Below are 26316 nucleotides of genomic sequence, written 5' to 3'. Positions count from 1 at the left end.
TTAACGTGCCGTCTTTTGCACATTTTACCGCTCGGTTTACTGCGCCATTGACAATGCCTGACAGGCACGGCGCTTACTCATTCATCAACACTGGGGCCCAACCAATGGATATTCGCAAGGTTAAAAAACTCATAGAGCTGCTCGAAGAGTCCAACATCAGCGAGATCGAGATTCAGGAAGGTGAAGAGTCGGTACGCATCAGCCGCCATCCGGATGGGGCGAGCTGGCAACCCCAGCCGATGCCGCAATACGGCTACCCTGCCTACGCCCAGCCGGGCCCGGCCCCCACTGCCCATCAGGGTGGCGGCGAAGCTGCCCAGGAAGCACAGGTGGCAAGCTATCGCGGCGAAGCGGTCAATTCTCCCATGGTCGGCACTTTCTATCGCAGCCCGGCCCCGGGCGCCAAGGCCTTCGTTGAAATAGGCGATACCGTCAAGCAAGGCGATACCATCTGTATCGTCGAAGCCATGAAGATGATGAACCAGATCGAAGCCGACCGTGACGGCGTGGTAGAGGCTATCCTGGTGGAAGACGGCGAGCCAGTGGAATTCGACCAGCCCATGGTCGTCATCGCTTAAATCTTTCATTTCAATACGGGTGGATTCTCCCATGCTGGACAAGGTACTTATCGCGAATCGCGGCGAGATTGCCCTGCGCATTCTACGCGCCTGTAAAGAGCTAGGGATCAAGACCGTTGCGGTGCACTCCAAGGCCGACCGGGACCTGATGCACGTACGTCTGGCCGATGAGGCGGTGTGTATCGGCCCGGCGGCCTCGAACCTTTCGTATCTCAATATTCCGGCATTGATCAGTGCCGCCGAGGTAACCGATTCAAGCGCCATACACCCCGGCTACGGTTTCCTGTCCGAAAATGCCAATTTCGCCGAACAGGTGGAACGCTCAGGCTTTACCTTTATCGGACCCCGCGCTGAGACCATTCGTCTGATGGGCGATAAAGTCAGCGCCATCGAGGCGATGAAGGAAGCGGGCGTGCCCACCGTGCCCGGCTCCAACGGTCCCCTGGGGGACGATGATGCCACCAACCTGGCCACGGCGAACCGTATCGGGTACCCCGTGATCATCAAGGCTGCCGCCGGCGGCGGTGGCCGGGGCATGCGCGTGGTGCACACCGAAGGGCACCTGCTCTCCGCCATTACCGTTACCCGTACCGAAGCGCACGCTGCCTTCGGCGACGGCACGGTATACATGGAGAAGTTCCTGGAAAAGCCGCGCCATGTGGAAGTCCAGGTACTCGCCGACGGCCAGGGCAACGCCATTCACCTTTATGACCGCGACTGTTCCTTGCAGCGTCGTCACCAGAAGGTGCTGGAAGAAGCGCCTGCCCCGGGGATCGACCCCCAGGCCCGCGCCAAGGTGCTGGAAGCGTGTCGCCAGGCGTGCATCGAAATCAACTACCGCGGTGCCGGCACCTTCGAGTTTCTCTACGAAGACGGTGAGTTCTTCTTCATCGAGATGAATACCCGGGTCCAGGTCGAGCATCCAGTCACCGAAATGGTAACCGGCGTGGATATCGTCAAGGAACAGCTTCGCATCGCTTCAGGCCTGCCGCTCTCGATTCGCCAGGAAGATGTCCAGATCAACGGCCACGCCTTTGAGTGTCGCATCAATGCCGAAGATGCGCGCACCTTCATGCCCTCGCCGGGCAAGGTCACGCTCTTTCACGCGCCGGGTGGGCTGGGCGTGCGCATGGATTCCCACATCTACACCGGCTACAGCGTGCCTCCCCACTACGACTCGCTGATCGGCAAGCTGATCACCTGGGGCGCCAGCCGCGAAATTGCTCTCACCCGGATGCGCAACGCGCTCGACGAACTCCTGGTGGAAGGTATCAAGACCAATATCGACCTGCAAAAGGACCTGGTGCGCGACAGCTACTTCCGCCAGGGCGGGGTCAATATTCACTACCTCGAGAAAAAGCTCGGAAGCTGATCCTCACGCACTCACGACCTTGACGGGGTGGCCTGGCCACCCCGTCTTGTTCTTACACGACCAACCATTCCCGGAGAGTGCCATGCCCTGGCTACAGCTTCGCGCCCACGTCGCCCCCGAGCAGGCGGAACTTCTTGAAGAACTTCTGCTGGAAGAAGGCGCCACCGCCATCGGCCTTCAAGACGCCGAGGACGACCCGGTTTTCGAGCCCGACCGTGGCACCACCCCGCTGTGGCAAGACACCATTCTTACTGGCCTTTACGACGACCTGGAAGGCCTTGACGCGATGCTTGCCCGTATCGAGAGCGCCTGGGCCGAACAGATGCCGGGCGAGGCCTGTCCCAGCATCGAGTACGAACTTCTGGCGGATCGCGACTGGGAGCGGGAATGGATGGATGACTTCACCCCGCTGCAAATGGGCAAGCGGCTCTGGATCGTACCCAGCTGGCACGAGCCGCCAGAGGCCAATGCGGTCAATCTGATTCTCGACCCGGGCCTGGCCTTTGGTACCGGCACCCATGCCACTACGGCACTGTGCCTTGAATGGCTGGACACACTGGCCGTCGAGGGTGAGCTTGAGAACAAGACCGTGCTGGACGTGGGCTGCGGTTCGGGCATTCTCGCCATTGCCGCGCTGAAGCTGGGAGCCTTGCGGGCCGACGCTACCGATATCGACCCTCAGGCGCTTCAGGCCAGCCGGGAAAACGCCGAGCGTAACCACATTGCCCAGGACCGACTGTCGCTTTACTACCCGGAACAGCTAAAAAGTGACGGCTACCCCATCGTGACCGCCAACATTCTGGCCGGCCCGCTTATAGAGCTCGCCGACACGATTGCCGGCTACGTGGCACCGGGTGGGCGCATCGCGCTTTCCGGCATCCTGGCCAACCAGGCCGATGAGGTGGTGAAAGCGTACGAGGCCCAGGGACTTCTGGTCGACGAGCCGTCACTGCGCGAAGGCTGGGTGCGGCTAACGGGCAAGCGTCCCGGTTAATCGTCCAACGGCCTTCACGCTACCCCTAAGTAGGCGTATCATACGCCCCCTTGATACGCCTGCCCCGCAAGCCCTGACGCTATAAACGCCATGACACTATTGATCGATGCACTTCCCAGGATTGGGCCTTACCCGCTAAAAGGCCCGGTGATGCTGGCGCCGATGGCCGGCGTCACCGACCGCCCGTTTCGCAGGCTTTGCCGGCGTCTGGGCGCAGGCTGGGTCGTGGGTGAAATGGTCACCAGTGACCCGTCGCTCTGGCATACCCGCAAGTCCCAGCTGCGCATGGATCACGAAGGCGAACCCTCGCCCCGAGTGGTGCAGATCGCCGGTGGTGACGCCGCGATGCTGGCCCAGGCGGCACGGCTCAACGTCGAGCTGGGCGCTGAGGTCATCGATATCAACATGGGCTGCCCGGCCAAGAAAGTGTGCAATAAAGCGGCGGGGTCGGCGCTGATGCGCGATGAAGCGCTGGTCGCCGAGATTCTCGAGGCCGTGGTGGGCGCGGTGGCTGTTCCCGTAACGCTGAAGATTCGCACCGGCTGGTGCCAGGACTCCAACAACGCACTGAGCATTGCAAGACTTGCCGAGGCAGCCGGCATTAAAGCGCTGGCGATCCATGGTAGACACCGCGAACAGCGCTATACTGGTTGTGCCGAGTACGACACCATCGCCAGGGTAAAGTCGCATCTCTCGATTCCCGTGATTGCCAATGGCGATATTACCTCGCCCGAGAAAGCCGCCTTCGTGCTTCGCCATACCGGCGCGGATGCTCTGATGGTAGGTCGGGGCGCCCAGGGCAATCCTTGGATATTCGAGCAGATCAATCACTATCTGGCCCATGGCGAGCAACTGAAGCTGCCTTCATTGGGTGAACGGCACCGCGTACTGGACGAACACGTTCAAGCCCTGCATGGATTCTATGGCGATACCATGGGGCTTCGCATCGCGCGTAAACATCTGGGCTGGTATCTCGATGAAGACGCGCGCTTTGAAGAGGCCGAACGCAAGGCATTAAAAAAACAATTCAATGCGCTAGGCACACCGCAGGCACAGTTTGACTGGATCAACAAGGCGATGTCGCCTGACGCCGCGGCGCACCTGCTAGCTAAAGGAAGCCACGCTGCATGAACGAACGTTTTGTATTGGATAGCGAATTGTCCTCGCTCAACGGCCCCTTGAGTGCCAGCCAGGAAGAACCACCCCAACCCTTGAGAGAGGCGGTGGAAACTGCGATGCGCCGTTACTTCGAGCATCTCGATGGCGGTCAGGCAACTGACCTTTACGCCATGGTGATGGCCGAAGTGGAGGCGCCGCTGCTTGCCTGCGTACTGGATCATACCGCCGGCAACCAGACGCGGGCCGCCGACGTGCTGGGCCTGAACCGAGGCACGCTGAGAAAGAAACTCAAGCAGTACGGTTTAATTGAAAGTGACGCCCCTTAAGTGGGGCGTTGTTGTTTTTAATCTTCGAATCTTACGAGCATCTTATGGCAGATAGTACCCACTCCCCTGTTCGCCGCGCCCTGTTAAGCGTGTCCGATAAAACCGGCATCGTCGAGTTCGCCCGCGGGCTCAGCGAGCAAGGCGTCGCCCTCCTCTCTACCGGCGGCACCTTCCGCCTGCTCAAGGAAAACGCCATTGCGGTACAGGAAGTCTCCGAGCATACCGGCTTCCCCGAGATCATGGATGGCCGCGTCAAGACGCTGCATCCCAAGATTCACGGCGGCATTCTCGCCCGCCGCGGCCAGGACGATGCGGTCATGGCCGACAACGATATCGACCCCATCGATATGGTGGTAGTGAACCTCTATCCTTTCGAGGCCACCGTTGCCAAAAACGACTGCACCCTGATTGATGCCATCGAGAACATCGACATTGGCGGGCCTACCATGGTGCGCGCCTGCGCGAAGAACCATGCTTTCACCACGATCGTGGTCAATACCGACGACTACGCACGGGTGCTGGGTGAAATGGCCGCCCAGGACGGCAGCGTCAGCGAAGCGACCCGTTTCGACCTGGCAGTGAAAGCCTTCGAGCACACCGCCGCGTACGACGGCGCCATTGCCAACTATCTGGGCCGCCAGCTGAGCGAAAGCGATGCCACCTTCGCCCGCACCTTCAATCTGCAGCTGACCAAGAAGCAGGATATGCGCTACGGGGAAAACCCCCACCAGCAGGCGGCCTTCTACGTCGACCCCAACGCGGCCGAGCCCAGCGTGGCAACCGCCCGTATCCGCCAGGGCAAGCCGCTTTCCTACAATAACGTGGCCGACACCGACGCCGCCTTCGAGACCGTCAAGGCCTTCGATGAAACCGCCTGCGTGATCGTCAAGCATGCCAACCCTTGCGGTGTAGCCGTGGGTACAAGCGCCCTCGAGGCCTACGATAAAGCCTTCGCTACCGACCCGACCAGCGCCTTTGGCGGCATCATTGCCTTCAACGTGGCGCTGGATGCCCAGACCGCCCGGGCGATTATCGACCGTCAGTTCGTCGAGGTGATCATCGCCCCCGGGGTCAGCGACGAAGCCGCCTCGATCGTGGCCGAAAAGCAGAATATACGTCTTCTGGAAGTAAAAGCACTGCAGGGACGCAACATCGAACCTGCCATGGACTTCAAGCGCGTCAACGGCGGGCTGCTGGTGCAGGAACTCGACCGGGGCATGACCACCCGCGATGAACTGACCGTGGTGAGCAAGCGAGCGCCTTCCGAACAGGAGCTTCGTGATCTGATGTTTGCCTGGCGGGTAGCGAAATTCGTCAAGTCCAACGCCATCGTCTACGCCAAGGAGGGCCAGACCATCGGTGTGGGCGCCGGTCAGATGAGCCGGGTCTACTCGGCAAGAATTGCGGGTATCAAGGCATCCGACGAAGGCCTCTCCGTGCCCGGCTCGGTCATGGCCTCAGACGCGTTCTTCCCGTTCCGCGACGGTATCGACGCCGCGGCACAAGCAGGAATTACCGCCGTGATTCAACCCGGCGGCTCCATGCGCGACCAGGAAGTCATCGATGCCGCCGACGAGGCCGATATCGCCATGGTCTTTACCGGCATGCGTCATTTCCGCCATTGAGAAGCGAGCCGCCAAGAGGCATACCTCTTGATGGTCACCCATGAAAAGGCCCAGGCATATGCCTGGGCCTTTGACGCTCAAACGGTCTAGTTGCCCAGATCGATGCACAGGTATTTGGTTTCCAAATACTCTTCGATGCCCTGATGGCCCCCTTCGCGGCCAAGACCCGAGGCTTTCACCCCGCCAAAGGGCGCCATGGCATTGGAAATGAGCCCGGTATTGATGCCCACCATGCCGTACTCCAGTGCCTCGGATACCCGCCAGACCCTAGCGAGATCCTTAGAGTAGAAATAGGACGCCAGACCATACTGGGTGTCGTTGGCCATCTCGATGGCGGTTTCCTCATCGTCGAAAGGAAACACTGCGGCGAGCGGGCCAAAGGTCTCCTCCTGGGCGACTTTCATCGTATCGTTGGCAAAGCTGATCAAGGTCGGCGTGAAGAAGTTGCCGCCCAGGGGGTGCGGGTGGCCGCCCAGCAAGAGCTCGGCTCCCTTGTCTACCGCATCCTGTACGTGCTCGCTGACCTTTTTAAGCCCATTCTCGTCGATCAAGGGCCCCACATTGATGTTGGGCTCGGTACCGTCGCCGACGTGCAGTTCGCTGTTCATTGCCACCGCCAACTTTTCGCAGAAGGCGTTGATCACGCTCGACTGAACCAGAAAGCGGTTGGTGCATATGCAGGTCTGGCCGGCGTTACGGAACTTGGCGGCCATGGCGCCTTCGACGGCGGCGTCCAGATCCGCGTCCTCGAACACGATAAAGGGTGCATTACCCCCAAGCTCCAGAGAGATTTTCTGCACGTGCTGTGAGGCTTGCGCCATCAGCTCGCGTCCCACTTCCGTCGAGCCGGTAAAGGTGATCTTGCGAACCTTGGGTGAATCGGTCAGCGCCTTGGCGATTTCGGCGGCTTTCCCGGGTACTACATTGAACACGCCGCGAGGGATGCCCGCCCGTTCGGCCAGAAGCGCAAGCGCGGTCGCGGAAAAAGGCGTCTGACTTGCGGGCTTCACCACGATCGTGCAGCCGGCGGCCAAGGCTGCTCCGGCCTTGCGGGTAATCATGGCGGCAGGGAAATTCCAGGGGGTGATCGCCCCGACGACACCCACGGGCTGCTTGGTCACCATGATCCGCTGGCTCGCCTTTGCCGCCGGAATGGTTTCCCCGTAAATGCGACGGGCCTCCTCGGCGAACCAGCGAATAAAGCTGGCCGCGTAGGCAATTTCCCCTTCGGCTTCCTTGACGGGCTTGCCCTGCTCATGGGTCATCAGCAGGGCCAGGTCGTGTTGATGCTCGAGCATCAAGTCGTACCACTTGAACAAGAGATCCGAGCGTTCCTGGGCGGTGAGCGCACGCCAGGCAGGCAGCGCCTTGTCGGCGGCGTCGATTGCCCGCTCGGTCTCGGCCCGGCCCAGGCGCGGCATATCGCCCATGCTGTCGCCGGTCGCGGGGTTGATGACATTGATCTGCTCGCCGCTGTCGGCGGCCACCCAGCTACCGTCTATATAGGCAAACGGGCAATACAGTTCGGTCTCTTTGAGCGCTTCCATGACAGTCTCCCGACCCGAAGGTCATCTTTGTTGTCCATGTTCGATTCATATCAATCGTTTCATGCTAAGACGAATCTGCCCATTTGACCAAATGTTTGCCGGCCGGGGCGCAAGATTTCTGTCCTCAATTAACCAATGTAAGAAACTCCTGACGCGTTGCCTGACTGCTTCTAAAGCGCCCCAGCATGACCGAAGTGGTCATGCTGGAGTTCTGCTTTTCGACACCGCGCATCATCATGCAAAGGTGTCGGGCCTCGATCACGACCCCTACCCCCTTGGCTCCGGTCACTTCCTGTACCGTTTCAGCGATCTGGCGGGTCAGATTTTCCTGGATCTGCATGCGCCGGGCGTACATGTCCACGATCCGCGCAAACTTGGAAAGCCCCAGGACCTTGCCATCCGGCAGGTAGGCGATATGACACTTGCCGATAAAGGGCAACAAGTGATGCTCACACATCGAGTAGAGCTCGATATCCTTGACCAGCACCATTTCGTCGGTTTGAGACTCGAACACCGCGTTATTGATGATCTCATCGAGTGAGGTTTTATAACCCGCATTCAGAAACTGCATCGCCTTGGCGGCCCGGGTCGGCGTATCGCGAAGTCCTTCGCGGTCCGGGTCCTCGCCCAAGGCGGTAATAATGTCGCGATAGTTCTTTGCAATGTCATCGGTCATGACGAGCCTCATTCAACCTAACTAACGGGCGGCACGGTCTTTCTGGAACACGGGAGGGTTCATCAATCACCCAAGTGGATACGTGCCGCCTCATGGCAAACTGCTTTCGGCGCTTTTACATCACAGACCAAAAGCCCATGAGCGTGTACATCATTAAAAGCGACAAGTTAAAAGCGGTGGAGTGCGCGCATTTTACCCTACCTGGAGCCCAGGTGGCAGGGTAAAACATTTCAAAAACCGTGGTTAAACATCCACATCCCGACATTTTCAGAATCAACCCTTCACGCAAGCCAGCGTGGCTCGGCTAGCAACAGCAGTTGCTGCTCGAGCTGTCGAATGTGCTGGTCCCAATAGCCGCTTTCGGCCACCCAGGGAAACGCGCGTGGAAACGCCGGGTCGTCCCAGCGCGACACCAGCCACGCCGTATAGCGAATCAGCCGGTAGCCCCTTAACGGCTCGATCAGGCCAAGCTGCTCGCTGGGAAACGGGCGAACCTGTTCGTAGCCTTCCGTCATTTCGCTGAGCTGGGCGTGCCAACTGTCGGGCTCCCCCGTGGGCAGCAGCATCCACACGTCCTGAATAGCCGGCGCCATCATGCAGTCGTCGAAGTCGACCAGTGTGAAGGTATCATCCCGGCCCAGTATGTTGCCCAGATGACAGTCACCGTGGGTACGTATCAACGCCACGCTGTCCCAATCCAGGCGTGCCAGAGCGCCGAGTATTTTCTCGACTACCTGGGAGTAAGCGCGACGCTGTTGCTGATTCAGCCAATGACTTGCCAGCACCCGCGCTTCGGCATCCTTGATATCAGCCTCATGATTGAACGAGGGGCGATGGTTGAAAGCGTGTTTGGCGCCCTGCTGATGCATATGGCCCAGCACTTCACCCAGCGCAAACAGGTGGTCGGGGTTATCCAGTTCAGGGGCCTGGCCCACGCACTGCGAAAACAGCGCAAAGCGAAACCCCTGGTGGTCGAACAGCGAGCGGCCATCCTTGTCACGCCAGGGGGCGTTGACCGGCACACGGGCCGTCTGTAGCTCGGTCAGAAAATCATGCTCTTCCTGAATTACGGCGTTGTCCCAGCGCGCGGGGCGATAGAACTTCATGACCCAGCGCTTTTTATCCTCGTCCTGAAACATCAATACGCGGTTTTCGTAGCTATTGAGGGCAAAGGGCTCGGCAGCCGGATAGATGCCGACGGATTCGGCGGCAGACATCACCGCATCCGGGGAAAGCGCGCTAAATACGTGGGCCATGATCCGCTCCTTTGAAAAAAGGGCATTCTATCAGCTCGTGCCCAGCGGCGTACGCGCCGGTGCCCACAGCTCCACCCGACGCGCTCCCGCGGCTATCGCCATGCGCGCGAGCTCGTGGCCAGTGGCGCCCGTGGTGATCACGTCATCGACCACGATGACGTGGTCTGGCAGCTTCTCGGGCAGCCTGAAAGCGCCTTCAAGATTGTCAGCCCTTGCCTTGCGATCGAGCGTGCGCTGCGAGGGCACCCGTTTAATGCACTGCCCCGCCACCACGTCCATCCCCAGGCGTTTCGCTAGTTGCTCAGCCAGCCAGCTGGCCTGGTTGAAGCCACGCTCACGTGCCTTCGAGCGGTGCATCGGCACGCCTAAAAGCGCATCGCCCATGTGATCGGGTGGTTTCTCGAGCATCAGCTCTACCAGAAGCATGCCCGCCCGGGGCGAGGCGTGGAACTTGAAATCGCGAACCAGCTCTTTAACGGCGCCCTGGTAAAGAAACTCGGCAGTGGTTGCGCTGAACGCCGGAGGTGCGCTCAAGCAGTGCCTGCAAAGCGTGGTACTCAAGGGTGCATCCGACGCAGCCCGCGGTTCCTTGCATTGGGGGCAGGCGACGCCGTTGTGAGCCAGGAGCGCATAACACTCATCGCACCACCCTTTGGCGTGCGCATCGGGCGACAGGCAAAAGGCGCAGTATCCCGGAAGGGCCTTTTTCAACGCGACCTGGGCGACTTCGAACCAATGCCTCAACGCCATGAACACCTCGAAAGTTACTGATAACTGCTTCTTTGTATTGACTTGGGCTAGATTATTGGTAGTATACGCATCGTCTTCTGCGGATGTGGTGGAATTGGTAGACACGCTAGATTTAGGTTCTAGTGCCGTAAGGTGTGGGAGTTCGAGTCTCCCCATCCGCACCAAATTCAATGCTTTAGAATGCTCAACACGCTCTAAAGCTATACAAACCAGGCCTTGTCACCTCCTTTCTTTGGTCTGGTTTCCCCTGCTTTACCCTCTATATCCATCGTTTTTCTGTATGCCCTCTTGTATGCTTAACTTCAGGCATACAACTAGCGACTCTGCATGAAACGTTCTCAGATCAAACGGCGCCCTCTCGCCGATACCGTTCTCGCCTCACTCGAGCCCGAGGAAAAAGCCTACCGTGAGCTCGATGGCTCAGGTCTCTATATTCGCGTGAAGCCCAATGGCTCCAAATCCTGGGAGCTGCGCTATAAGCGGCCCAATGGAAAGTGGTCCTGGAAAGGTCTTGGGGGATTCCCTGCAGTGTCCGGCAAAGCCGCCAGGCGTGCTTCTGAAGACCTTCGACGCCAGCTTTCGGATGGCATCGATATTGCCAACATGGACGAGCAAGGCGAACTGCCTACTTTTCAAGACTCAGCGGAGCGCTGGTACCAGCGAAAGGTAGATGTGGGCCGCGCGGAAGGCACTACGTCTCAAATGAGGCGCTATCTGGACCTGGACGTACTGCCCCGCATCGGCAACAAGCCCTTGAGCAAAATCTCCCGGATTGAATGCGCGACCGTTCAGCGCGCTATTGAAGCGCGGGGGGCATACAACATTGCCGAGAAAGTCCGTGTCTGGATGAACCAGATATTCAGCGAGGCGATCGCCGAAGGGTTATGCGAGATGAACCCCGCCAGCGAGCTTCACCGCATTGCGGCTATTGCACCGCCCTCTCAGCGCTACCCGTATCTGGTTGAGGCTGACCTGCCGGAGTTCTTGCGCGCGCTGAGCCACTCGAAATCGCGTACCACTACCCTGACAGCTATCTGGACGATACTGCGCACCGCCTCGAGGCCGGGCATGGTTCGCTTCGCTGAGTGGCCGGAGATTTCCTTTGAAGATGGTCTTTGGCGTATTCCCGCGGAGAAGATGAAGGCACGGCGCGATCACATTGTCCCGCTACCCACTCAAACCCTGGAATCGCTAAAAGAGCTGCGCCTGCTTACGGGCCGACAACGCCTTATCTTTCCAGGGCAAGGGCCTCGGCACTGCGTGTTGAGCGAGAATACGATTAACCTGGTGCTTTCGAAGATTGGCTATAAGGGCAAGTTGGTGGGGCATGGTACGCGGCACACGGCGTCTACGCTGCTGCGCGAGCATGGGTGGCCCATGGAGCTCGTGGAGGCACAGCTGGCTCATAAAGAGGCGGGAGTGGCTGGGGTGTACAACCAAGCGCAGTACATTGAGAAGCGACGCGCGATGATGCAGTGGTACTCGGACTATCTGGACGCGCTCACTGAAGTAATGGATGAAGAACAAATCAAAAAATTCGAGATAATTATTCAGCGTTAGGCCCAGTGCAACTAGTATCTAATGTTTAAATATTCTTTAGCTAGCTTGCATACTGATTAACGTTAAAATAAAGTACTCTTTCTATATTATACAAATGTGTCCACCACTATCTAGATTTTAGGGTAAGCATGGATAATAAAACTGCTAAGAATAGGGTTGAAACAATCTTAAAAAAGAATTGCCCCCCACGAGTCAAACTTGATGGAAAAGAGGATTGCTATAGCTGCTATATTAATAATGATGATGGTACAAAATACCTGCTTGTTGAAAGCATAGAAAATGACAATTTATTTTGCAAAGAATGGTCCAAAGAAAACTCCAGATACACAACAGAGAAACTCATAAATATAGATGAAACCAGTTATAAAAATTATCAAATAACACATAGCTATAAAGGCATGATTTTTATCTATAATAGCTTAGAAGGCTTTACGAAACTAAATTTATTAAGAAAAAAATTAAAAACACATACGAATGCAATTTACCGTTCATTCATGCAGCACTTATTCAACAAAAGAGCTCTTCTAGTTGAAGAAAGGATTGTTGTTCTTAAAACTCTAGTAGATATGCATTTAAAAGGTCTTTCTGAACAACACATGGCAAAAACCATGTTACCTATTGATTATTTAAATAACAAGAATAGCTCTTACTTTATCAGGCACCCAGACTTTCAACATGCAAGTACTAGGGTTAGACTTATCATGGAATCCTTAGTAGATTCTAACGATTTACTCAAAAAAGAATCTGGATACATAGTTAGTTCTAAAGCATTAAAAACTTTAGCTGATTACGATGAAGAGGAAAGAAGGCATAAAAACATTATACGGGGACAGTTCCTAATATCATTATTAACCTTAGTTATCGCTGGAGGAACTATAGCGCAAGCATTTATAAATTATTATAAATGATTAATTTTAATTTTAGCCAATAAATCTATGAACGTCATTGGATGACCTTGGTTAAAAGAAGAGAAACCGCTCATGACGGGCAGCGGATTTTGAATCCGCTGTGGTACTTTCAACGGCTGCGCTTGCACCGGGCCTGGGCTGATAAATCAGGCTTTTAGCTTTTCCACCACCTACATTGCCTACACTGGTTGCACACAGTCTGCGACCAAATTGCGACCACCCTCCCCTAGACGACCCTTGATCTACCTGCCTATACTCCGCCCTTGAGTACTGTATAAATTAACAGCTATCAAGGGAGGGCACATTATGTCGAATACCTACCAACAGCTCGTCGATCGCGTAAAGCGCAAAATCGGCAGCCCCAAAGCGCAGTCCGAATGCTGCACAGAGCTCCAGCGCCAGCCGGACGATAACGCCGACGACTGGGGCCGCATGCTCAAGGAGCTCGCCACCGTTGAGAACGTGACGCTGATTCCCCTCGATGACGCCGGCGAACATGTCCGCATTCGCTGGAACCCAGAAGAGAGCATGGCATGAACATGAGCCTATCTGTTCTCGGCCGTGCCGATCGTTTCGCCCCACCGCTGCCAATCCCCTTGGTTGCTGGTTTTGTCCGCACAGGGTTCCCCTCTCCCGCTGACGACTACCTCGAGTGCGAGCTGGATCTTATGGAGCACCTGGTACAGCAACCCAGCGCCACCTATTTCCTGCGAGCCAAGGGCACATCAATGGAGGGCGCCGGCATCTATAACGATGACCTGCTCATCGTTAATCGATCAGTAGAGCCCAAGCCCGGTCACATCGTCATCATGAGCGTCGATGGCGAACTCACGTGCAAGAAGCTCAGCACGATTGGCAATCGCCCCTACCTGGTAGCGGCCAACCCTGAATTCCGCCCGATCCCCCTGCAGGGTAAAGAGTGCCAGGTATGGGGCGTGGTCACTCACAATATCCATTCGCTCGCCCCGGGGTTCTCGGTGTGATCGCCTTGGTCGACTGCAACAATTTCTATGTGAGCTGCGAGAGGGTTTTCCAGCCGCGGCTTGAAGGCCAGCCCGTGGGCGTTATGTCCAACAACGATGGCTGCGTCGTCGCGCGTTCGCAGGAGATTAAAGACCTGGGCGTGGCGATGGGCATGCCGGCGCACCAGATCGAACCTCACGTTCGCAAGCAGTGCACGCTGCTAAGCTCGAACTACGCGCTGTACGGTGACATGAGCCGGCGCGTCACCAACGTGCTGGGGCAGCATACGCCCCACGTCGAGGTGTACAGCATCGATGAGTCTTTCCTATCGTTCGAAGGGTTCGAGCTCGACTCTCTCACGGATCGCTGCCAAGCGATGCGGGCCCAAGTCAAACGGGATACGGGTATACCGGTCAGCGTGGGGCTAAGCACCAGCAAGACGTTGGCGAAGATCGCGAACCACCGGGCCAAAAAAGAGCCGGGCTTCGACGGTGTGGCCATTATGCATCCGGATAGCGACGACACCCGGGCATTCCTGGAACGGCTACCGGTCAGCGAAGTCTGGGGCGTAGCGCACCGAAGCGCGGCTCGTCTTCTGACCCTGGGTATCGAGACGGCCTGGCAGCTGCGCGAGGCCTCGCCCAAGCACCTGCGCAAGCATTTCTCGGTCGTCATGGAACGGATCGTGTACGAACTCCGCGGGGTCGACTGTATTACGCTCGACGATATGACCGAGCCAAAAAAGCAGATCATGGTCAGCCGCTCGTTTGGCCGGCTGACCCAGAACAAAACCGACCTTCGCGAAGCCGTACGAGTGCATGCTGCACGCGCCGGCGAGAAGCTGCGCAAGCAAGAGGGCTTGGCCCAGGCGATCATGGTGTTCGTGCGCACGAATCGTTTCCGGAGCGACCTGCCGAGCTATAGCCGAAGCCTTGTTGTGCCCCTACCCCATGCGACGTGCGATAGCCGGGAGTTGACACGCGCGGCGAGCGCCGGGCTCGATGAGATATTCAAGGCGGGGATCTGGTACCAGAAATGCGGCGTGATGTTGTTGGACCTCTGCGACCACGCGAACGAGCAATTGGGTTTATTGGGGGAAACGGAGAGCCCCGAGAAGCGGGAAAGGAACGAGAAGCTCATGGCTACCCTGGACAAGCTGAACCGCGAGCACGGTAAGAACACCGTGAGGCTGGGCATGCATCGGGAAGTGAACGCGTGGGAGTTGCGCTGCGAGCACCGCACGCCGCGGTACACGACAAGATGGGATGAACTCAAAGAAGTAAGGCTTTAAAGCCATGCCCTCCGTGGCATGGGCTGCGTCCTTGCCGGACCTTCCTGGGTGACGTATCCGTCATGCTTTAAGCGGCGTTCCTGACGTCACACCTTGAACATAGTCATTACCCAAAGCGGGGTATGTAGGTAATCGCTTAAATCTGGCGTACGCGATGTCTTACGCTGGGTTCAAGAGCGATTCATCGCCCGCGCCGGCCGGCTTGTTGATGCGCGTGCTGATCGGCCAATGAGTGATCAGCCCCGTATCAATATGCTTGATCGCATCGCCCAAGGTCTTGGGGTCCGTGAACCCCGGGTCCAACCACATATCCAGGCTCTCGTCATCCAGCGCCAGCGGCATACGGTCGTGCACATCGCTGGCCGGGCCTTGCCCGGGCTCGGTCACGATCGCGCAGCCCAGTTTGCCGTCGGCGCGCTCGGTGCAGATTGCGGCCAGCCAGATCAACTCTCGATCTTCACGGCAAATGAAGTGGGGTCGCTTTGGATCCTCGCTTTTGTCCCACTCGTACCAGCCGTCCACTGGTACCACACAACGAGCGTGCGCGTAGGCCTGTTTGAAATAGCCGGAGCTACCCACTTTCTCGATTGTGGCGTTGATGGGCTGAGGGGCTTTTGCATTCGCCCAGTGGGGTTTATATCCCCACCACATGGGCTTGAGTACCGGCCCATCATCGGCGCTTCTGACAACCGCGATGTTGGTGCCAGGCGGTATGTTATACCGGGGCACGAGGTCATCACCGGTACTCTGGGCACTGGTTTTTGCGGTCACGGCCGCGGGCGAGGTAAAGAAAGCGAAGCGTCCACACATTTCCACAGCGTAGCGTATTGCACCGAGAAGGCATAAAAAAAGCGCCCCTCGTAAGGGGCGCTTTGGGATTCTCGTGCCGTCCTGGCTTGTGGTCGCCCTTCCTGAGCGAGACGTCCGTTTCATTCAGCGGCTCTCCTGCCACCGACATCTTCAACCTAGTAGCCATAGCCGTATGATGCAAACTAGCGGACCACCTTATCTAACCAGCTGCTATGCTCACTTGTAGTTCACTCAGGAGAGACAATATGTCATATCAGCTAGGTGACAAGCTCACATTGCCTAAATCCAATATGAAGTTGGTACCAGGAGCACTTGAGCCAGGAAGAGTGTTTAAAGCGACAGATCTCGACGACCTCAAATTCAACGATGGTGAAACCCTTACCTACGAGACTTATCGACTTCGAATTGATGAAGTTCTCGAAGATAGCTGCATATGCACTTTTGTCTGCTAACGCACCTGAACGAAACCTTAATAGTGTGACAAGCAGCATGGTTACCAGTGAAGCCATATAACAGTCCGTTAATGCCCTTTTTTCGAGCACAAAAAAACCGCCCCAGGGCGGCCGCGTCGTGCTCGATCACTCCTACCAGCTGATAACCTCCAGCGCTTCCCGCGTCTGCGCCTCTCTGGCCTGTTTCACCAACCGCTGCCGTTTGCCGGTCAGCTGCTGGGCCTGGGTGAACAGCTCGGCGTTTTCGCGCACCGCCAGGCACAGATCGTGCAGCGTCTCGGTGCCGTCGTCGGCGTTGCGTCCCGCGAGGATGTTATCGAGCACCGGGGTGGCCGGGGGCTCGCCCTGCTGGACGTTGTACCAAGCAAGGTAGGCGCGCGCTTCGGCGTCTTGGGAGGCCCACGTTTGTTGCTCGGGCTCGGGGTAGTCGCGGATCAGAGGGTGCACCTGGTCGCTGTAGGCGTCGTTGATCTCGCGGATCTTATCTTCCCGGTCGGCCTCCAGACGCCCAGCGCGCTCCTCGGGCGTGAAGTCGCGCACGCTCCAGGTTCGCTGCCAGACGCCCTCCTCGGTCTCTTCCACTGGACCTGGGGTTACAACATCGCCATCTGGGCGGGGTGCGGTCTGAATCCTGGCGTAGCCCAACTTGAGCATGAGGTCGTCGCTGGGGTTTCTTGGCAAGGAAAAGCCAATCAGGGTCGTATCAACCTCTTTTAAAGACTTTTCAATACCCGTTTTAATTTCAATGTACATAGTCAAACACCCTTGGCAAAAGAGGCATGAGCAAAGTCAAGGTTTGTTTCCATCTCCTCAGCTTTAGCGTAAGGTAGATTTAAGTTACTTTTATACACTGGGTAGTCTTTCTTAATTAACACCCCAGAACCTCTGCCGAGGTTAAAAATGACAAAGTCTCCTTGTGCCGAAGATTGGATAGAAGTGAAGTTGGGGAGGTATAAATAAGGTCGGGCGGCAGCTGACTGACCCGACGTTGTAATCCTACGGTAAGTAAACGGATTGTACAGCATTACTCCACCCCTGGAAGGGTTTATCACTGCTACTTCGGGTGAATTAGCATCACCGCCTGCAAAGTTTAATTCATTTATTGTTACAGTTGCTTGACCATCATCAATAGTGTAGTCAAGTAACGTGCTATTTAGATCCTTATCAAACACCCACAAATAAGAGTTTGAATACATTGCACCTAGAGTAACCGCCCAAACATCCCCTGTACCCGGGTGGACCGCCAAGGCACAAATATCGTAATTTTTGGGAGGCGTGAAAACTTTAACGTCCAGAGGTTTATCAGGCCCTCTCAGCTCTATTTTTTTAATTTTCCTGCTCTCACCCGGAGGGCTCACAAAAGCGTAAGTAGAGTCAGGAGAAAAAGCGGCAAACCCATACCCGTTAGAGCTAACCCCTACCTCTGCCTTATAGATTATAGAAAGCTCCGAGCCTGAGAAGTAAAAGACCCAAGAGTAAGTTCTTATAAGTGTACCCGTATCTCTTGAAACTACTGCAATGTATTCATTATTACTGGATACTGTGAGGGAATTAACAACTAAAGCCGAGTTTGACATGAGATTATCGCTATATGAGGCGACTATCTCCATCTTGATTACATCAAAAACCCACACCCACCCCGGGGTCCACCCTTCGACTCTACCCGTCACTACTACATAACGCCCACTGGGGAAAAATTCAACCCTAAAAACAACAGCCCGTTCAGGCAGAGGTAAGTTTACGCTATCACTAGGGTCTTCTGGATTCACAAGTTTAACCTCATTACGTGTAGCCAAGGCTAAACTTCTTTTCAACCCTGAACTCCCTACTAAAGACGCTTCCATCATTTTGCTATCCTCAAAGAAAGTGACCATTCCACGCCATCGAACAGCGCCGTTACCTGGGATCGTCTATCGCCCAGCTTAGGCAGGTCGCCGGTATCCCAAAGCTCCGGGTCTTGCCACTCCTCCGGCCACCCCACGGCCGGCTTGCCGTAGATATTGACCACCACCAGAATGGCCTCGTCCGGGTTCGCATCTGGCACATTGTCTAGCGACAGGCTAAACACGGTGTCGTCGTCGCCGGTTAGGCGAAAAACGCGGCGGGCGTTCAGGTCCAGTACATCGGTGACCTCCCCGGCGGCGTAATTAATCCGGGAAAAACTGGCGGCCTGATCGCCCCGGGTTAGTTGCTCGCTCACATCCCGGGCAACGTTGCGAACCGCCACGGCGCCGCTTGCATCGACGCTCACGTAATCCTTTGGCTGTTTGAGCTCCCCCGATGCGAGGCTGGTGATCGGCGTATCGCCGGTCACCAGTTGCTGAGCCTGACTCGCCCACAGCTTCGCGTCCTTTTCCGCCGCGACGCTTTTATCACGCGCGGCCTGGCTCTCAGTGTTTGCTCTGGCGGCATCATCAGCGCTTTGCTTCACCGAGGCCGCTGATTCGGCGGCGGCCTTTTTGGAAGCGTCTGCCTCCTGGGCGCTCTGGTTTGCCTTCCCGGCTTTATCGGTGGCCGTTTGGGCCGCTGTAGTGCTCTCGGAATGGCCTTGCTGCACAATCGCCAGCGCGCGCATCATCCATTGCGTGCTCGCCTTGAGATCCTCGGCAAACGGCTTGATGCGGGGCCAGAAATCGTTACTCGCCCGCTCGAAAATTTCATCATCGCCCATGTTGCGCAGGGGGATCAGGTCGAACTGCTGCACATCAGGTGCGTCGGGAATCGTGGGTATACTCATGTCAGCCCTAATACGTCCATGGTGTAGTTGTGGAAGGCCCTGTTCTCGTAAACGAACGTAAGCCCCTCATAGATGCCGTAGATCAGCGCGGTTTCGTACATGGGGGTACCCATGAACACCACGCGCGTGCCCTCGATGTCGGTCAATCGCTTGATCACCGCGTCGCTTTCATCGCCCCTCACGCTGACCCGGAAGCTGCCCGCCTTGACGACCTCGCCCTTGCGCAGCTCCAGCCGGCCACCTCGGGTGCGCGTCGCTTCGGTGAAGCTCAGCACCTTGCCGCCGCTTTTCCAGTCGATGAACCCGTACTGGCGTACGGCGCCGATCAAGCACGCGCCGCACTCGGCGATTTGATCGCCGGCGGCCTTCAGGCTGATACGCAGGCGGGCAACGTAGGGCGGCAGCTTGTCGAACAGCGCATCCACGCGGCGCTCGATCGGCTCCCAATGCCACGCCCAATAGCTGTTGATGCCACGCTTCGAGCGCATGCTGCGCGTTTCGTCGTACACCACGCCTTCGTTCGCGTCGATCATCTCGACGCGGATGCTGTCGACGTTGCGCAGCCCGAAGAACGCGACACCACCGGCGCGGCGCCCGGGCTCGATCTCGAACTGGATGCCGCGCCCTTCGCCCTCGAACCACGGCTCGGCGCTTTTCGTCGCATCACCGATGATGCCGTTCCACATTGCCGTTGGGTTCGTGGTGCGATGCACGATCCATTGCTTGGGCACCTTTCGCTCACCCTCGCTGGGCGCCAGCCCCTTTATCGGCTCGAGGCCGACGTACTCGTAAACCGTGTCGCCCTCGACGGCGAGGTTGCCGATCTCGGCGCCCTCGCCGCGCGTATACGTCGCGGCCGGGTCATACACGGGCACCTCGTCGTCGGGCACGTTGCTACGCTTGATGTGCTCGGCGAGGGTGTCCAGGGGTACCAGAATTCGCATTACGCGCTCTCCTGTTCTGCTTTACGGCGCATGCGCTCGGTTTCGCTGGCCAGCTTCGCGTTATGCTCGGCGATGCCCACGTTGATGCTGTTGGCCTCCTCGAGCTGTCGTTCGACGCTTTCGAGCCGCTGGGTGACGCGGCGCAGCTCTTCGAGCAACGGGTTATGCTGATTGCTCTGCTCGATGCGCAGCGGCACCGGCCCGTTCTGTAGCGGGATCACCGCTTCGGTGCCGTGCAGCTCCACCGGGTAGCCACTCATGGGGCCGGTGGCGATGCCGCCGTCGCGGAACTTGGGCAGGCCCAGCGTTTGGGCACGGTCCAGCACGTATTGCTGGGATTTACCCAACGACGCCGCCAGCTGCGCCGACGTGACGCCGTTTTCGATGGCGGCCCAGCCGATCGCTGCGTCTTTCTCGTCCCAGCCACCGGCAGTTTGCGATGAGATATACCCCGCTGCCTCTTTCACCGTGGCGTTGGAGCGAGGCGCCGCCGTATTCTGCGCAGCGCGAAGCCCGGCCAGTGCATCGCCCAGGCTCAGCACGCTGCCATTGATCGTTTGCAGCCAGTCCTGCTGCCCGAACATCGCCTCGAGCTGGGCGGACTCCGCCGCCAGTACGCTATCCAACCGCCCCATCGCGCGGTCGTGCTGCTGTTCTGCGCTCGTCAGCTGACGTTCGAGCGCCGATAGTGAGCGCTGCTCGGTCGTCAGCTGGCCGTCGGCGCGGTCGTTCAGCTCGTCGATGAGGTTGGCGGTTTTCCAGAAATCGCGCTGGTAGTCTTCGAACGACGCAAACAAGCCCTCGGACGGCTCAGCAATCACGCCCAGCGCCTTGTCGAGACGCTCAGCGTCACCCAGCCCGCCGCTGGCCAGCACTTGCTGCAGGTAGCTCTGAGCGTCCCGGCGCGAGGATTCGAGCCCCATTTCGCGCTCGATCATCTTGTCCAGGGTGGTGGTCAAACCCCGCGCGGTGCGCTCGGTGGCGTTCATGCCGTCCCGTACACGGTCGATGTTGGCGTTGATGCTCGCGGTGGTCGCGTCGTACGCGTTGCGTAGTACCTGTTGCTCCGCCTGAATTGACGAGGTCAGCGACTGATACGCCCCCTGGACGCCAGACATGAGACGGTTAATCGCTTGGGCCTGCGCCTGGGCTTCCTGTTGAATGGCCCGGTTGCGTTCCTGCTGGGCACGGGTCGCCGCCTCCTGTGCGGCTTGCTCGTCCTGCAGGGCGTGATTGCGGGCTTTCAGGGCGCGGTTGGACGGATCCAACGTCATCAATTCAAGGCGACGCAGTTCCCCGGTATTGCCGGTCAGCTGCAGCCATTCGCGCTCAATGCCGGATCGCTCACGCGCGATGTCGGCGGCGGTGCGCAGTGAGTCGTTAATACCCTCCAGCGCGCCGGTGGCATCGTTCGCCGCGTCGCGCTGCTGCTGCAGCGTGTCGATGTACTGATTCAGACCGCCAACGTTTTGATACACCGCCGCCAGTTGTCGCTGGCCGGCGGCATCGGCGAGCTGAAGCCCCTCGACCAGCTCGCGCACGCCTTCCCGGGTGTCCGGCAGGTGCATGCCCAGGGCGCCAAACGTTTGGCCCAGATCCTGTGCGAGGCGGTCGAACTTCTCTTGCTCGGTATAGAACGCGTCGTAATACTGCGACTGAGCGCTTGCCAGCTGATCAGGGCCACCCATCAACTGGGCGATGGTGTCCGCTTGCTGCATGGCATTCGCGGCGGTGGCGTCGAACTGCAGGTTCAACCGGCCAGACGCGCTGGACAGCACCTGCATGGCGGACGTTGCCGACACCATGCGCTCGGTCATCTGCTCGGCGGTGAGGCCACTGGCCATAAGCGAATCGACAAAATCGCCGTCGATCACACGGGCCACGGCGGCGGTGCGCTGCACCAGCATGTCGCTAATGCTGGATACGTCGCCCGCGCTCAAGTGAACGCCCTGCAGTGCGCGTTGCATTTTCTCGAGCACGGCGGGGGTCGGTGCCAAGCCAGCCATCACGTCATCGAGCCCGGCCACGATCTTCAGGAACTCGCGCTCTTTTTCAATGCTGCCAAACAGCTCGTCCGAGCGGCGCGTGCCCTTGCCAAACCCAACGACACCCAGCCGGCTCTCGGCGACGGAATCGTGATTGAACGACTCGCGGGTGCCGTACGTGCTGATATTCAATCGCGGATCGGATTTGCTGCTACCGAACAGTGAATCGAGCGCGCCGCCGATGGTACCGCCGGCAAACGCACCCAGAGGACCACCGAAATACGTACCGATCGCGGCGCCGGCCGTGGCGGCGTAAGCGCTACCCGCCTCCTTGCCGAAAATCGCCCCGCCCAACTCGGTGCCCACACGGCCGCCAGCGTAGCCGGTGCCCATGCTGGCCACGCCCTGCATGCCGCCAAAATTGCGCATGCTGCCGCCGAGGTAGCTGGTTCCCTGGGTGGCGGTGTTCATGCCAGCGGTGGCACTACCCGCGAAACCACCGCTGTAGCCCGTGGAAACGCCGCCCCACTGGACACCACTAAACCCGTTCTGCAGGGCCTGCCAGCCATTGCGAAGCGACCCCATACCGCCAAAATTCAGCCCACCTCCGGCCCCCATACCGCCGGGGCCGAGCCCCATGCCGTCGGCGATCTGCGTTTGCAGCCCGATGACCAGCGGGCGGGTGATCAGCGCGTGCGCAACTTCGGCGACGCTATCCGTCACCAGCCTCTTGAACTGGTCCATCGCGTTGCCGGTGCCGTCGAGGAACCCGCGCCAGAACTGCACGCCGGCGTCATCCATCCGCTTAACGCTGTTTTCCCACGCCGTGGCCATGGCCGCGAACGTGGTTTCGCTTTCCAGCGCAAGCATGTACTGCTGGTGATTGATCTCGGCGAGCATGCGCGCGTGTTGCTCGGCGCTCATCTCGACGGCCGGGTCGGCGTAGGCCGCGTTGACCGCCTCGATGTCCGCTTTCAGCTTTTTGGCTTGCTGCGCCTGCCGGTCGTACGTGCTGACTAAATCGTCGGTGCGCTTCTTAAAATCGGCGGTGGCCTTGGCTTGTTTCTCCTTGAGGTCCAGCTCCTCGCGCAGCTGCAACAGGTGCGTTTTTTGGTCCGGTGCCAGATCCTTGAGCTTGCCGTGCTCGATCTCATAACGCAGCTTCGCGGCGTCGCCGGTTTCGCCGAACAGGGCGATTTCTTCCTTGAGACTCGCGACCTGACTATCGTACGACTTCACGAGCTGATCGGCGGCGCGTTTGGCTTCCTGCGCCGCCTTGTCGGCGTCACGGCTCGCGGCGGTATTCTTGACCGTGACCGTGGTGGTCTGGCGAATCGCGGCCGCGCGCTCGTTGATCGCCTTGATCGCGTTAGCGATGTTGGCGGATGCCGCGCCCGCGCCATCGCCTACCACCAGCGCCGCCGAAAGCGCGGTCGCGGATAGCTCGGTCTGCACCCCCTGGAGCAAGCCGGTCAGCGTCGCGATGTTTTCGAGCTGGGCCTTCACCATCGCCTCGGCTTCGGCGTAACGCTGTGCGCGCTCAAGGTGCGCGGTGGCTTCGGCTTCGTTGCCGCTGGCCACGGCCTGGCGGTAGCTGTTAAGCGCGTCGGTCTGGCCGGCCACAGCGGCGGCTTGCTCTGAATAAAGCCCGCTGTAGCCTTCCTGCTGGGCCGCGTACGCGGCGGCTTCGGCGGCGGTCATGCCCAGCACGTCGCGCGCGCTGGTCAGCTTGCCGATGTAGTCGTCCCATTTGTCGCCGCTTTCACCCAGCGAGGCGTTAAACGTTCTGAGGGAATCACCACTTTTCATCAACCACTGGTCGAGCGTGCGAAAAATGCTAACGCCCGACACTTGGCCTTCGAGTACGTCTTGCCAAGCTCGATCGTATTGGCGCAAACCCTCTTCATTGGCGCGCACGATGCGTTGCTGTTCTTGTAGCTCAGCACGCAGACCCTGGAGCTGGCTGGTAGCGGCGCCGCCTCGGCCTTGATAAAGGATACCCTCTTCGCGGCTTTGGTCTTGCAGCTCAAGAATCTGGCGTGACAGCTTTTCAGCTTCTACGCGCGCCTCTGCTAAATCTTGAACAATAGAAACGCGGTTATTGCGATACTGCGCCTCGGTGTAATCGTCCATGCTGCCGACCAGCTGGTCGATTTCCTGCTTGGCTTCGCGCGCAGCGGCTGAGGTGAAGCCCAGTGAATCGCGGAAATAGTATGCGGCGGCCCCAGCCATAACAGCGGCACCCACAGGGCCGCCTATTAAAGCGTAAGCGCCTCGCAAGGCCCCTGCGGCGGCTGTACTGCGCCCCATGGCAGCCGTGCTTGCTGCGGTGGCCGACGTATGCGCGCCTGCTGCCGTGGCCGCCTGAGCACGGGCACGACTCAAGTTATCCAATGCCAAGGCATGGGCCGCCGTGCCGCGTGTCGCCTGCTCCTCTAGGCGCGCCGTGCTTAAAAACGCCATGGCAGATTGCTTTTCTGCCGCCGTGCGGCGTACAGCAGCCTGCGTAGCGGCAATCTCTGCCTGAATGCTTTGGCGATCAGCCGCTATTCGCTTATACGTTCCTGCTGTAGTCGCAGCCAAGGACCCCACCAGCCGTCCGGCCATGATTCCACTGAAAAGCAGCGTTCCATCCTTGAGGTTCGCAATAACCGTTTCGGCGCCGCCGAGATCCTGAATCAGCTCGTTGGTGGCCTGCATCGTGCTGGTCATGCCGGGCACGATCTCGGCAAGTAGCGTTTGCGCCAAGCCTTGAGCAGCGAAATTGACACGCGCCATTTCATCATTGAACCCCGCCATGGCGTTGGCGGTTTCAGTGCTTATTGTCAGACCCAACGCGCGGGCTTGTTCACGCTGCATCTGGATGGCGTTGGTGCCCTGGTTGACGATCTGCAAGAGCTTCACGCCCTCGCTGTCCCAAATCTTTTGGGCCATGGCCACGCGATCGCTTTCATTCGCGACGCCGCCCAACGCTTGAGCAATACGGTCAAACTGCTGCTCCGGCGCCAGCTGCACCAGCTCGGTGGCGTTCAGGTTGAGCGCCTCCAGCGTCTTGACCATCGGCCCGCCGCCATTGGCGGCTTCGGACATGCGCCGGGTTTGCCGCTGCAGCGCAGTAGCCAGCTCGCTGAATTTCACGCCGCTCATTTCCGCGACGTAATTCATCTCGCTCAAAAACTCGGTGCTTGCCCCGATGCGAAGGTTAATTTTCTGAACCTGGTCGGCAAAATCGACCTGACCCTTTAGCGTGTTCGCGGTGAACATCCCCGCCACCAGGGCCGTGACCGGCGCAGCCACGCGACGCAGCACCTGCAACTCTTGACTTGCTGAGCCGATCCCGCGGGTGTATTCAGCGGTACGCTGCGTGCCCGTTTCCATGCTGCGGTTGAGCTGGTCGGCGCTGCGCTGGGTATCGTTGAACGCGCGCACGCCGCCGCTGGCGTCACCATCAATGACAAATTCGGTAACAAAACGCTGGGCCATTCGACCACCTCAAATTGCGGGCACAAAAAAGCCCGCACGGTGCGGGCTGGTTATGTTCAGGTATTAAAAAACCCGCGCTAAAGGCGGGCTACTATTAAATGCTGGCTACTCTTGCTGGGGTGCCTCGACGGGTTCACCCTCAACAAGCCACGGCCCTGGTTTCAAATGAACCCAATTAACGTACCTCTGACCCTCTGCCGTCATGAATTCGAATTTATTGCGGCCTGGCTTAACAAGGCTTTCGGCCTGCTTTAGATTCACAACGGCTTTATCGTTAACGCTCTCGATAATATAGCCTGCCTTGAACGCCCCTCTAAGTGGCGATGTTGACTGGACGCTGACTAGTCGAAGGCCTTGGCCTGGTATGGCCTCCTCAGTTTCGACTTGACCAGACATCGTCTCTAGCGACTGTCGTGATATTTCAGTTAATTGATCGCAGGTATTTTGGTGGATGCTGTAGATCATATGGACGACAACCGCGAAGAAAATAGAGCCGACTGCTTGGCCTATGCCGACGCTCCATATCAATACATTAGGCTCTCGCGTTGTAACGAAGCGGCTACTTGAACTAGGTATCTCAATATACCCAAACTCTGAAATTAAATAGATGCTCGCAAGGCAAGCAATTACGGCGAGCCCCCACGCAAATGCCACCCAAATAAACCAGCGCTCGCGATCTGGTAAATTTTGCTGCTCCATCGATATTTCCTCCAAACTGCGCCGCGTTCCCAAGCGCCACCCGTTATGGTCGATCTCAACGAAGCCGCCGCAGCCTTCGCACAGCTCCCAGTAGCTCTCGCCGGGTTTACAAAACCCGCGATAGTACTTGCTCGCGATCTCTTCGCCTTCCAGCTCGACGGCGCAGTTTCGGCAATATTCGGCCACGAAAGAATCCCCGTTGAGTCATCTCAACAGGGAACGTATCGCACTTGACTAAGTT

Annotated in this window: 22 protein-coding genes and 1 tRNA gene; 12 read left to right on the top strand and 11 right to left on the bottom strand. The window is 58.2% G+C overall.

Features of this window, described 5'->3' with window-relative positions:
- Positions 1 to 104: 104 nt before the first annotated feature.
- The 6 genes from accB (at position 105) to purH (ending at position 6014) form a co-directional block, all read left to right on the top strand.
- Complete coding sequence (gene accB, locus ACWF8S_RS08625; protein ID WP_447556453.1) at positions 105 to 578, top strand: acetyl-CoA carboxylase biotin carboxyl carrier protein; 474 nt, start codon at positions 105 to 107, stop codon at positions 576 to 578.
- 31 nt (positions 579 to 609) lie between these two features.
- Positions 610 to 1950: an acetyl-CoA carboxylase biotin carboxylase subunit gene (gene accC / locus ACWF8S_RS08620; protein WP_447556452.1), complete on the top strand. Its 1341-nt coding sequence runs from the start codon at positions 610 to 612 to the stop codon at positions 1948 to 1950.
- Positions 1951 to 2032: 82 nt separating this feature from the next.
- Positions 2033 to 2944: a 50S ribosomal protein L11 methyltransferase gene (prmA, locus tag ACWF8S_RS08615; RefSeq protein ID WP_447556451.1), complete on the top strand. Its 912-nt coding sequence runs from the start codon at positions 2033 to 2035 to the stop codon at positions 2942 to 2944.
- 90 nt (positions 2945 to 3034) lie between these two features.
- Positions 3035 to 4075 carry a tRNA dihydrouridine synthase DusB gene (gene dusB / locus ACWF8S_RS08610; protein ID WP_447556450.1) on the top strand — a complete coding sequence of 347 codons (1041 nt, stop codon included), beginning with the start codon at positions 3035 to 3037 and terminating at the stop codon, positions 4073 to 4075.
- A complete protein-coding gene (gene fis / locus ACWF8S_RS08605) occupies positions 4072 to 4389 on the top strand; it encodes a DNA-binding transcriptional regulator Fis (protein ID WP_447556449.1) in 318 nt (105 codons plus the stop codon). The genes dusB and fis overlap by 4 nt, the downstream gene beginning before the upstream one ends.
- A 44-nt stretch (positions 4390 to 4433) precedes the next feature.
- Positions 4434 to 6014: a bifunctional phosphoribosylaminoimidazolecarboxamide formyltransferase/IMP cyclohydrolase gene (purH, locus tag ACWF8S_RS08600; RefSeq protein WP_447556448.1), complete on the top strand. Its 1581-nt coding sequence runs from the start codon at positions 4434 to 4436 to the stop codon at positions 6012 to 6014.
- Positions 6015 to 6100: 86 nt separating this feature from the next.
- Here the strand turns inward: purH and ACWF8S_RS08595 are convergent, their stop codons facing one another.
- The 4 genes from ACWF8S_RS08595 to ACWF8S_RS08580 all read right to left on the bottom strand — a co-directional run bounded on the left by ACWF8S_RS08595 (position 6101) and on the right by ACWF8S_RS08580 (position 10243).
- On the bottom strand, positions 6101 to 7561 hold the full coding sequence (locus tag ACWF8S_RS08595; protein ID WP_447556447.1) for an NAD-dependent succinate-semialdehyde dehydrogenase: 1461 nt from the start codon (positions 7559 to 7561) through the stop codon (positions 6101 to 6103).
- Positions 7562 to 7685: 124 nt separating this feature from the next.
- Positions 7686 to 8237 carry a GTP cyclohydrolase I FolE gene (folE, locus tag ACWF8S_RS08590; RefSeq protein ID WP_447556446.1) on the bottom strand — a complete coding sequence of 184 codons (552 nt, stop codon included), beginning with the start codon at positions 8235 to 8237 and terminating at the stop codon, positions 7686 to 7688.
- 281 nt (positions 8238 to 8518) lie between these two features.
- Positions 8519 to 9493 carry a serine/threonine protein kinase gene (locus ACWF8S_RS08585; protein ID WP_447556445.1) on the bottom strand — a complete coding sequence of 325 codons (975 nt, stop codon included), beginning with the start codon at positions 9491 to 9493 and terminating at the stop codon, positions 8519 to 8521.
- Between the two features lie 30 nt (positions 9494 to 9523).
- Complete coding sequence (locus tag ACWF8S_RS08580) at positions 9524 to 10243, bottom strand: ComF family protein (RefSeq protein ID WP_447556444.1); 720 nt, start codon at positions 10241 to 10243, stop codon at positions 9524 to 9526.
- A 79-nt stretch (positions 10244 to 10322) separates the two neighbouring features.
- Between ACWF8S_RS08580 and ACWF8S_RS08575 the strand changes: the two genes are divergently transcribed.
- The 6 genes from ACWF8S_RS08575 (at position 10323) to ACWF8S_RS08550 (ending at position 14965) form a co-directional block, all read left to right on the top strand.
- Positions 10323 to 10407: transfer RNA gene (locus ACWF8S_RS08575), tRNA-Leu, on the top strand.
- A 163-nt stretch (positions 10408 to 10570) separates the two neighbouring features.
- Positions 10571 to 11803, top strand: a complete 1233-nt coding sequence (locus tag ACWF8S_RS08570) for a tyrosine-type recombinase/integrase (RefSeq protein WP_447556443.1) — start codon at positions 10571 to 10573, stop codon at positions 11801 to 11803.
- A gap of 128 nt (positions 11804 to 11931) precedes the next feature.
- Positions 11932 to 12711, top strand: a complete 780-nt coding sequence (locus ACWF8S_RS08565) for a hypothetical protein (protein WP_447556442.1) — start codon at positions 11932 to 11934, stop codon at positions 12709 to 12711.
- A 306-nt stretch (positions 12712 to 13017) separates the two neighbouring features.
- Positions 13018 to 13248 carry a DUF1654 domain-containing protein gene (locus tag ACWF8S_RS08560; protein WP_447556441.1) on the top strand — a complete coding sequence of 77 codons (231 nt, stop codon included), beginning with the start codon at positions 13018 to 13020 and terminating at the stop codon, positions 13246 to 13248.
- 2 nt (positions 13249 to 13250) lie between these two features.
- Positions 13251 to 13694 (top strand): LexA family protein, encoded by a 444-nt coding sequence (locus ACWF8S_RS08555; RefSeq protein ID WP_447556440.1) that lies wholly within the window; start codon positions 13251 to 13253, stop codon positions 13692 to 13694.
- Entirely contained in the window at positions 13691 to 14965 is a 1275-nt protein-coding gene (locus ACWF8S_RS08550; protein ID WP_447556439.1) for a Y-family DNA polymerase, read from the top strand. The genes ACWF8S_RS08555 and ACWF8S_RS08550 overlap by 4 nt, the downstream gene beginning before the upstream one ends.
- 159 nt (positions 14966 to 15124) lie before the next feature.
- Here the strand turns inward: ACWF8S_RS08550 and ACWF8S_RS08545 are convergent, their stop codons facing one another.
- The 7 genes from ACWF8S_RS08545 to ACWF8S_RS08515 all read right to left on the bottom strand — a co-directional run bounded on the left by ACWF8S_RS08545 (position 15125) and on the right by ACWF8S_RS08515 (position 26261).
- Complete coding sequence (locus ACWF8S_RS08545) at positions 15125 to 15775, bottom strand: SOS response-associated peptidase (protein ID WP_447556572.1); 651 nt, start codon at positions 15773 to 15775, stop codon at positions 15125 to 15127.
- 584 nt (positions 15776 to 16359) lie between these two features.
- Positions 16360 to 16881, bottom strand: coding sequence for a hypothetical protein (locus ACWF8S_RS08540; RefSeq protein ID WP_447556438.1), 522 nt, complete (start codon positions 16879 to 16881; stop codon positions 16360 to 16362).
- Between the two features lie 101 nt (positions 16882 to 16982).
- Positions 16983 to 18074, bottom strand: a complete 1092-nt coding sequence (locus ACWF8S_RS08535; RefSeq protein ID WP_447556437.1) for a hypothetical protein — start codon at positions 18072 to 18074, stop codon at positions 16983 to 16985.
- Entirely contained in the window at positions 18071 to 18964 is an 894-nt protein-coding gene (locus ACWF8S_RS08530) for a hypothetical protein (RefSeq protein WP_447556436.1), read from the bottom strand. The genes ACWF8S_RS08535 and ACWF8S_RS08530 overlap by 4 nt, the downstream gene beginning before the upstream one ends.
- Positions 18961 to 19908, bottom strand: coding sequence for a hypothetical protein (locus ACWF8S_RS08525; protein WP_447556435.1), 948 nt, complete (start codon positions 19906 to 19908; stop codon positions 18961 to 18963). Before ACWF8S_RS08525 ends, ACWF8S_RS08530 begins: the two co-directional genes overlap by 4 nt.
- On the bottom strand, positions 19908 to 25376 hold the full coding sequence (locus ACWF8S_RS08520; RefSeq protein WP_447556434.1) for a hypothetical protein: 5469 nt from the start codon (positions 25374 to 25376) through the stop codon (positions 19908 to 19910). Before ACWF8S_RS08520 ends, ACWF8S_RS08525 begins: the two co-directional genes overlap by 1 nt.
- 105 nt (positions 25377 to 25481) lie before the next feature.
- Positions 25482 to 26261, bottom strand: a complete 780-nt coding sequence (locus ACWF8S_RS08515; protein WP_447556433.1) for a hypothetical protein — start codon at positions 26259 to 26261, stop codon at positions 25482 to 25484.
- Between the last annotated feature and the right edge of the window lie 55 nt (positions 26262 to 26316).

Source organism: Vreelandella xerophytica (assembly GCF_968048975.1).
This window is presented reverse-complemented; position numbering and strand designations above follow the sequence as displayed.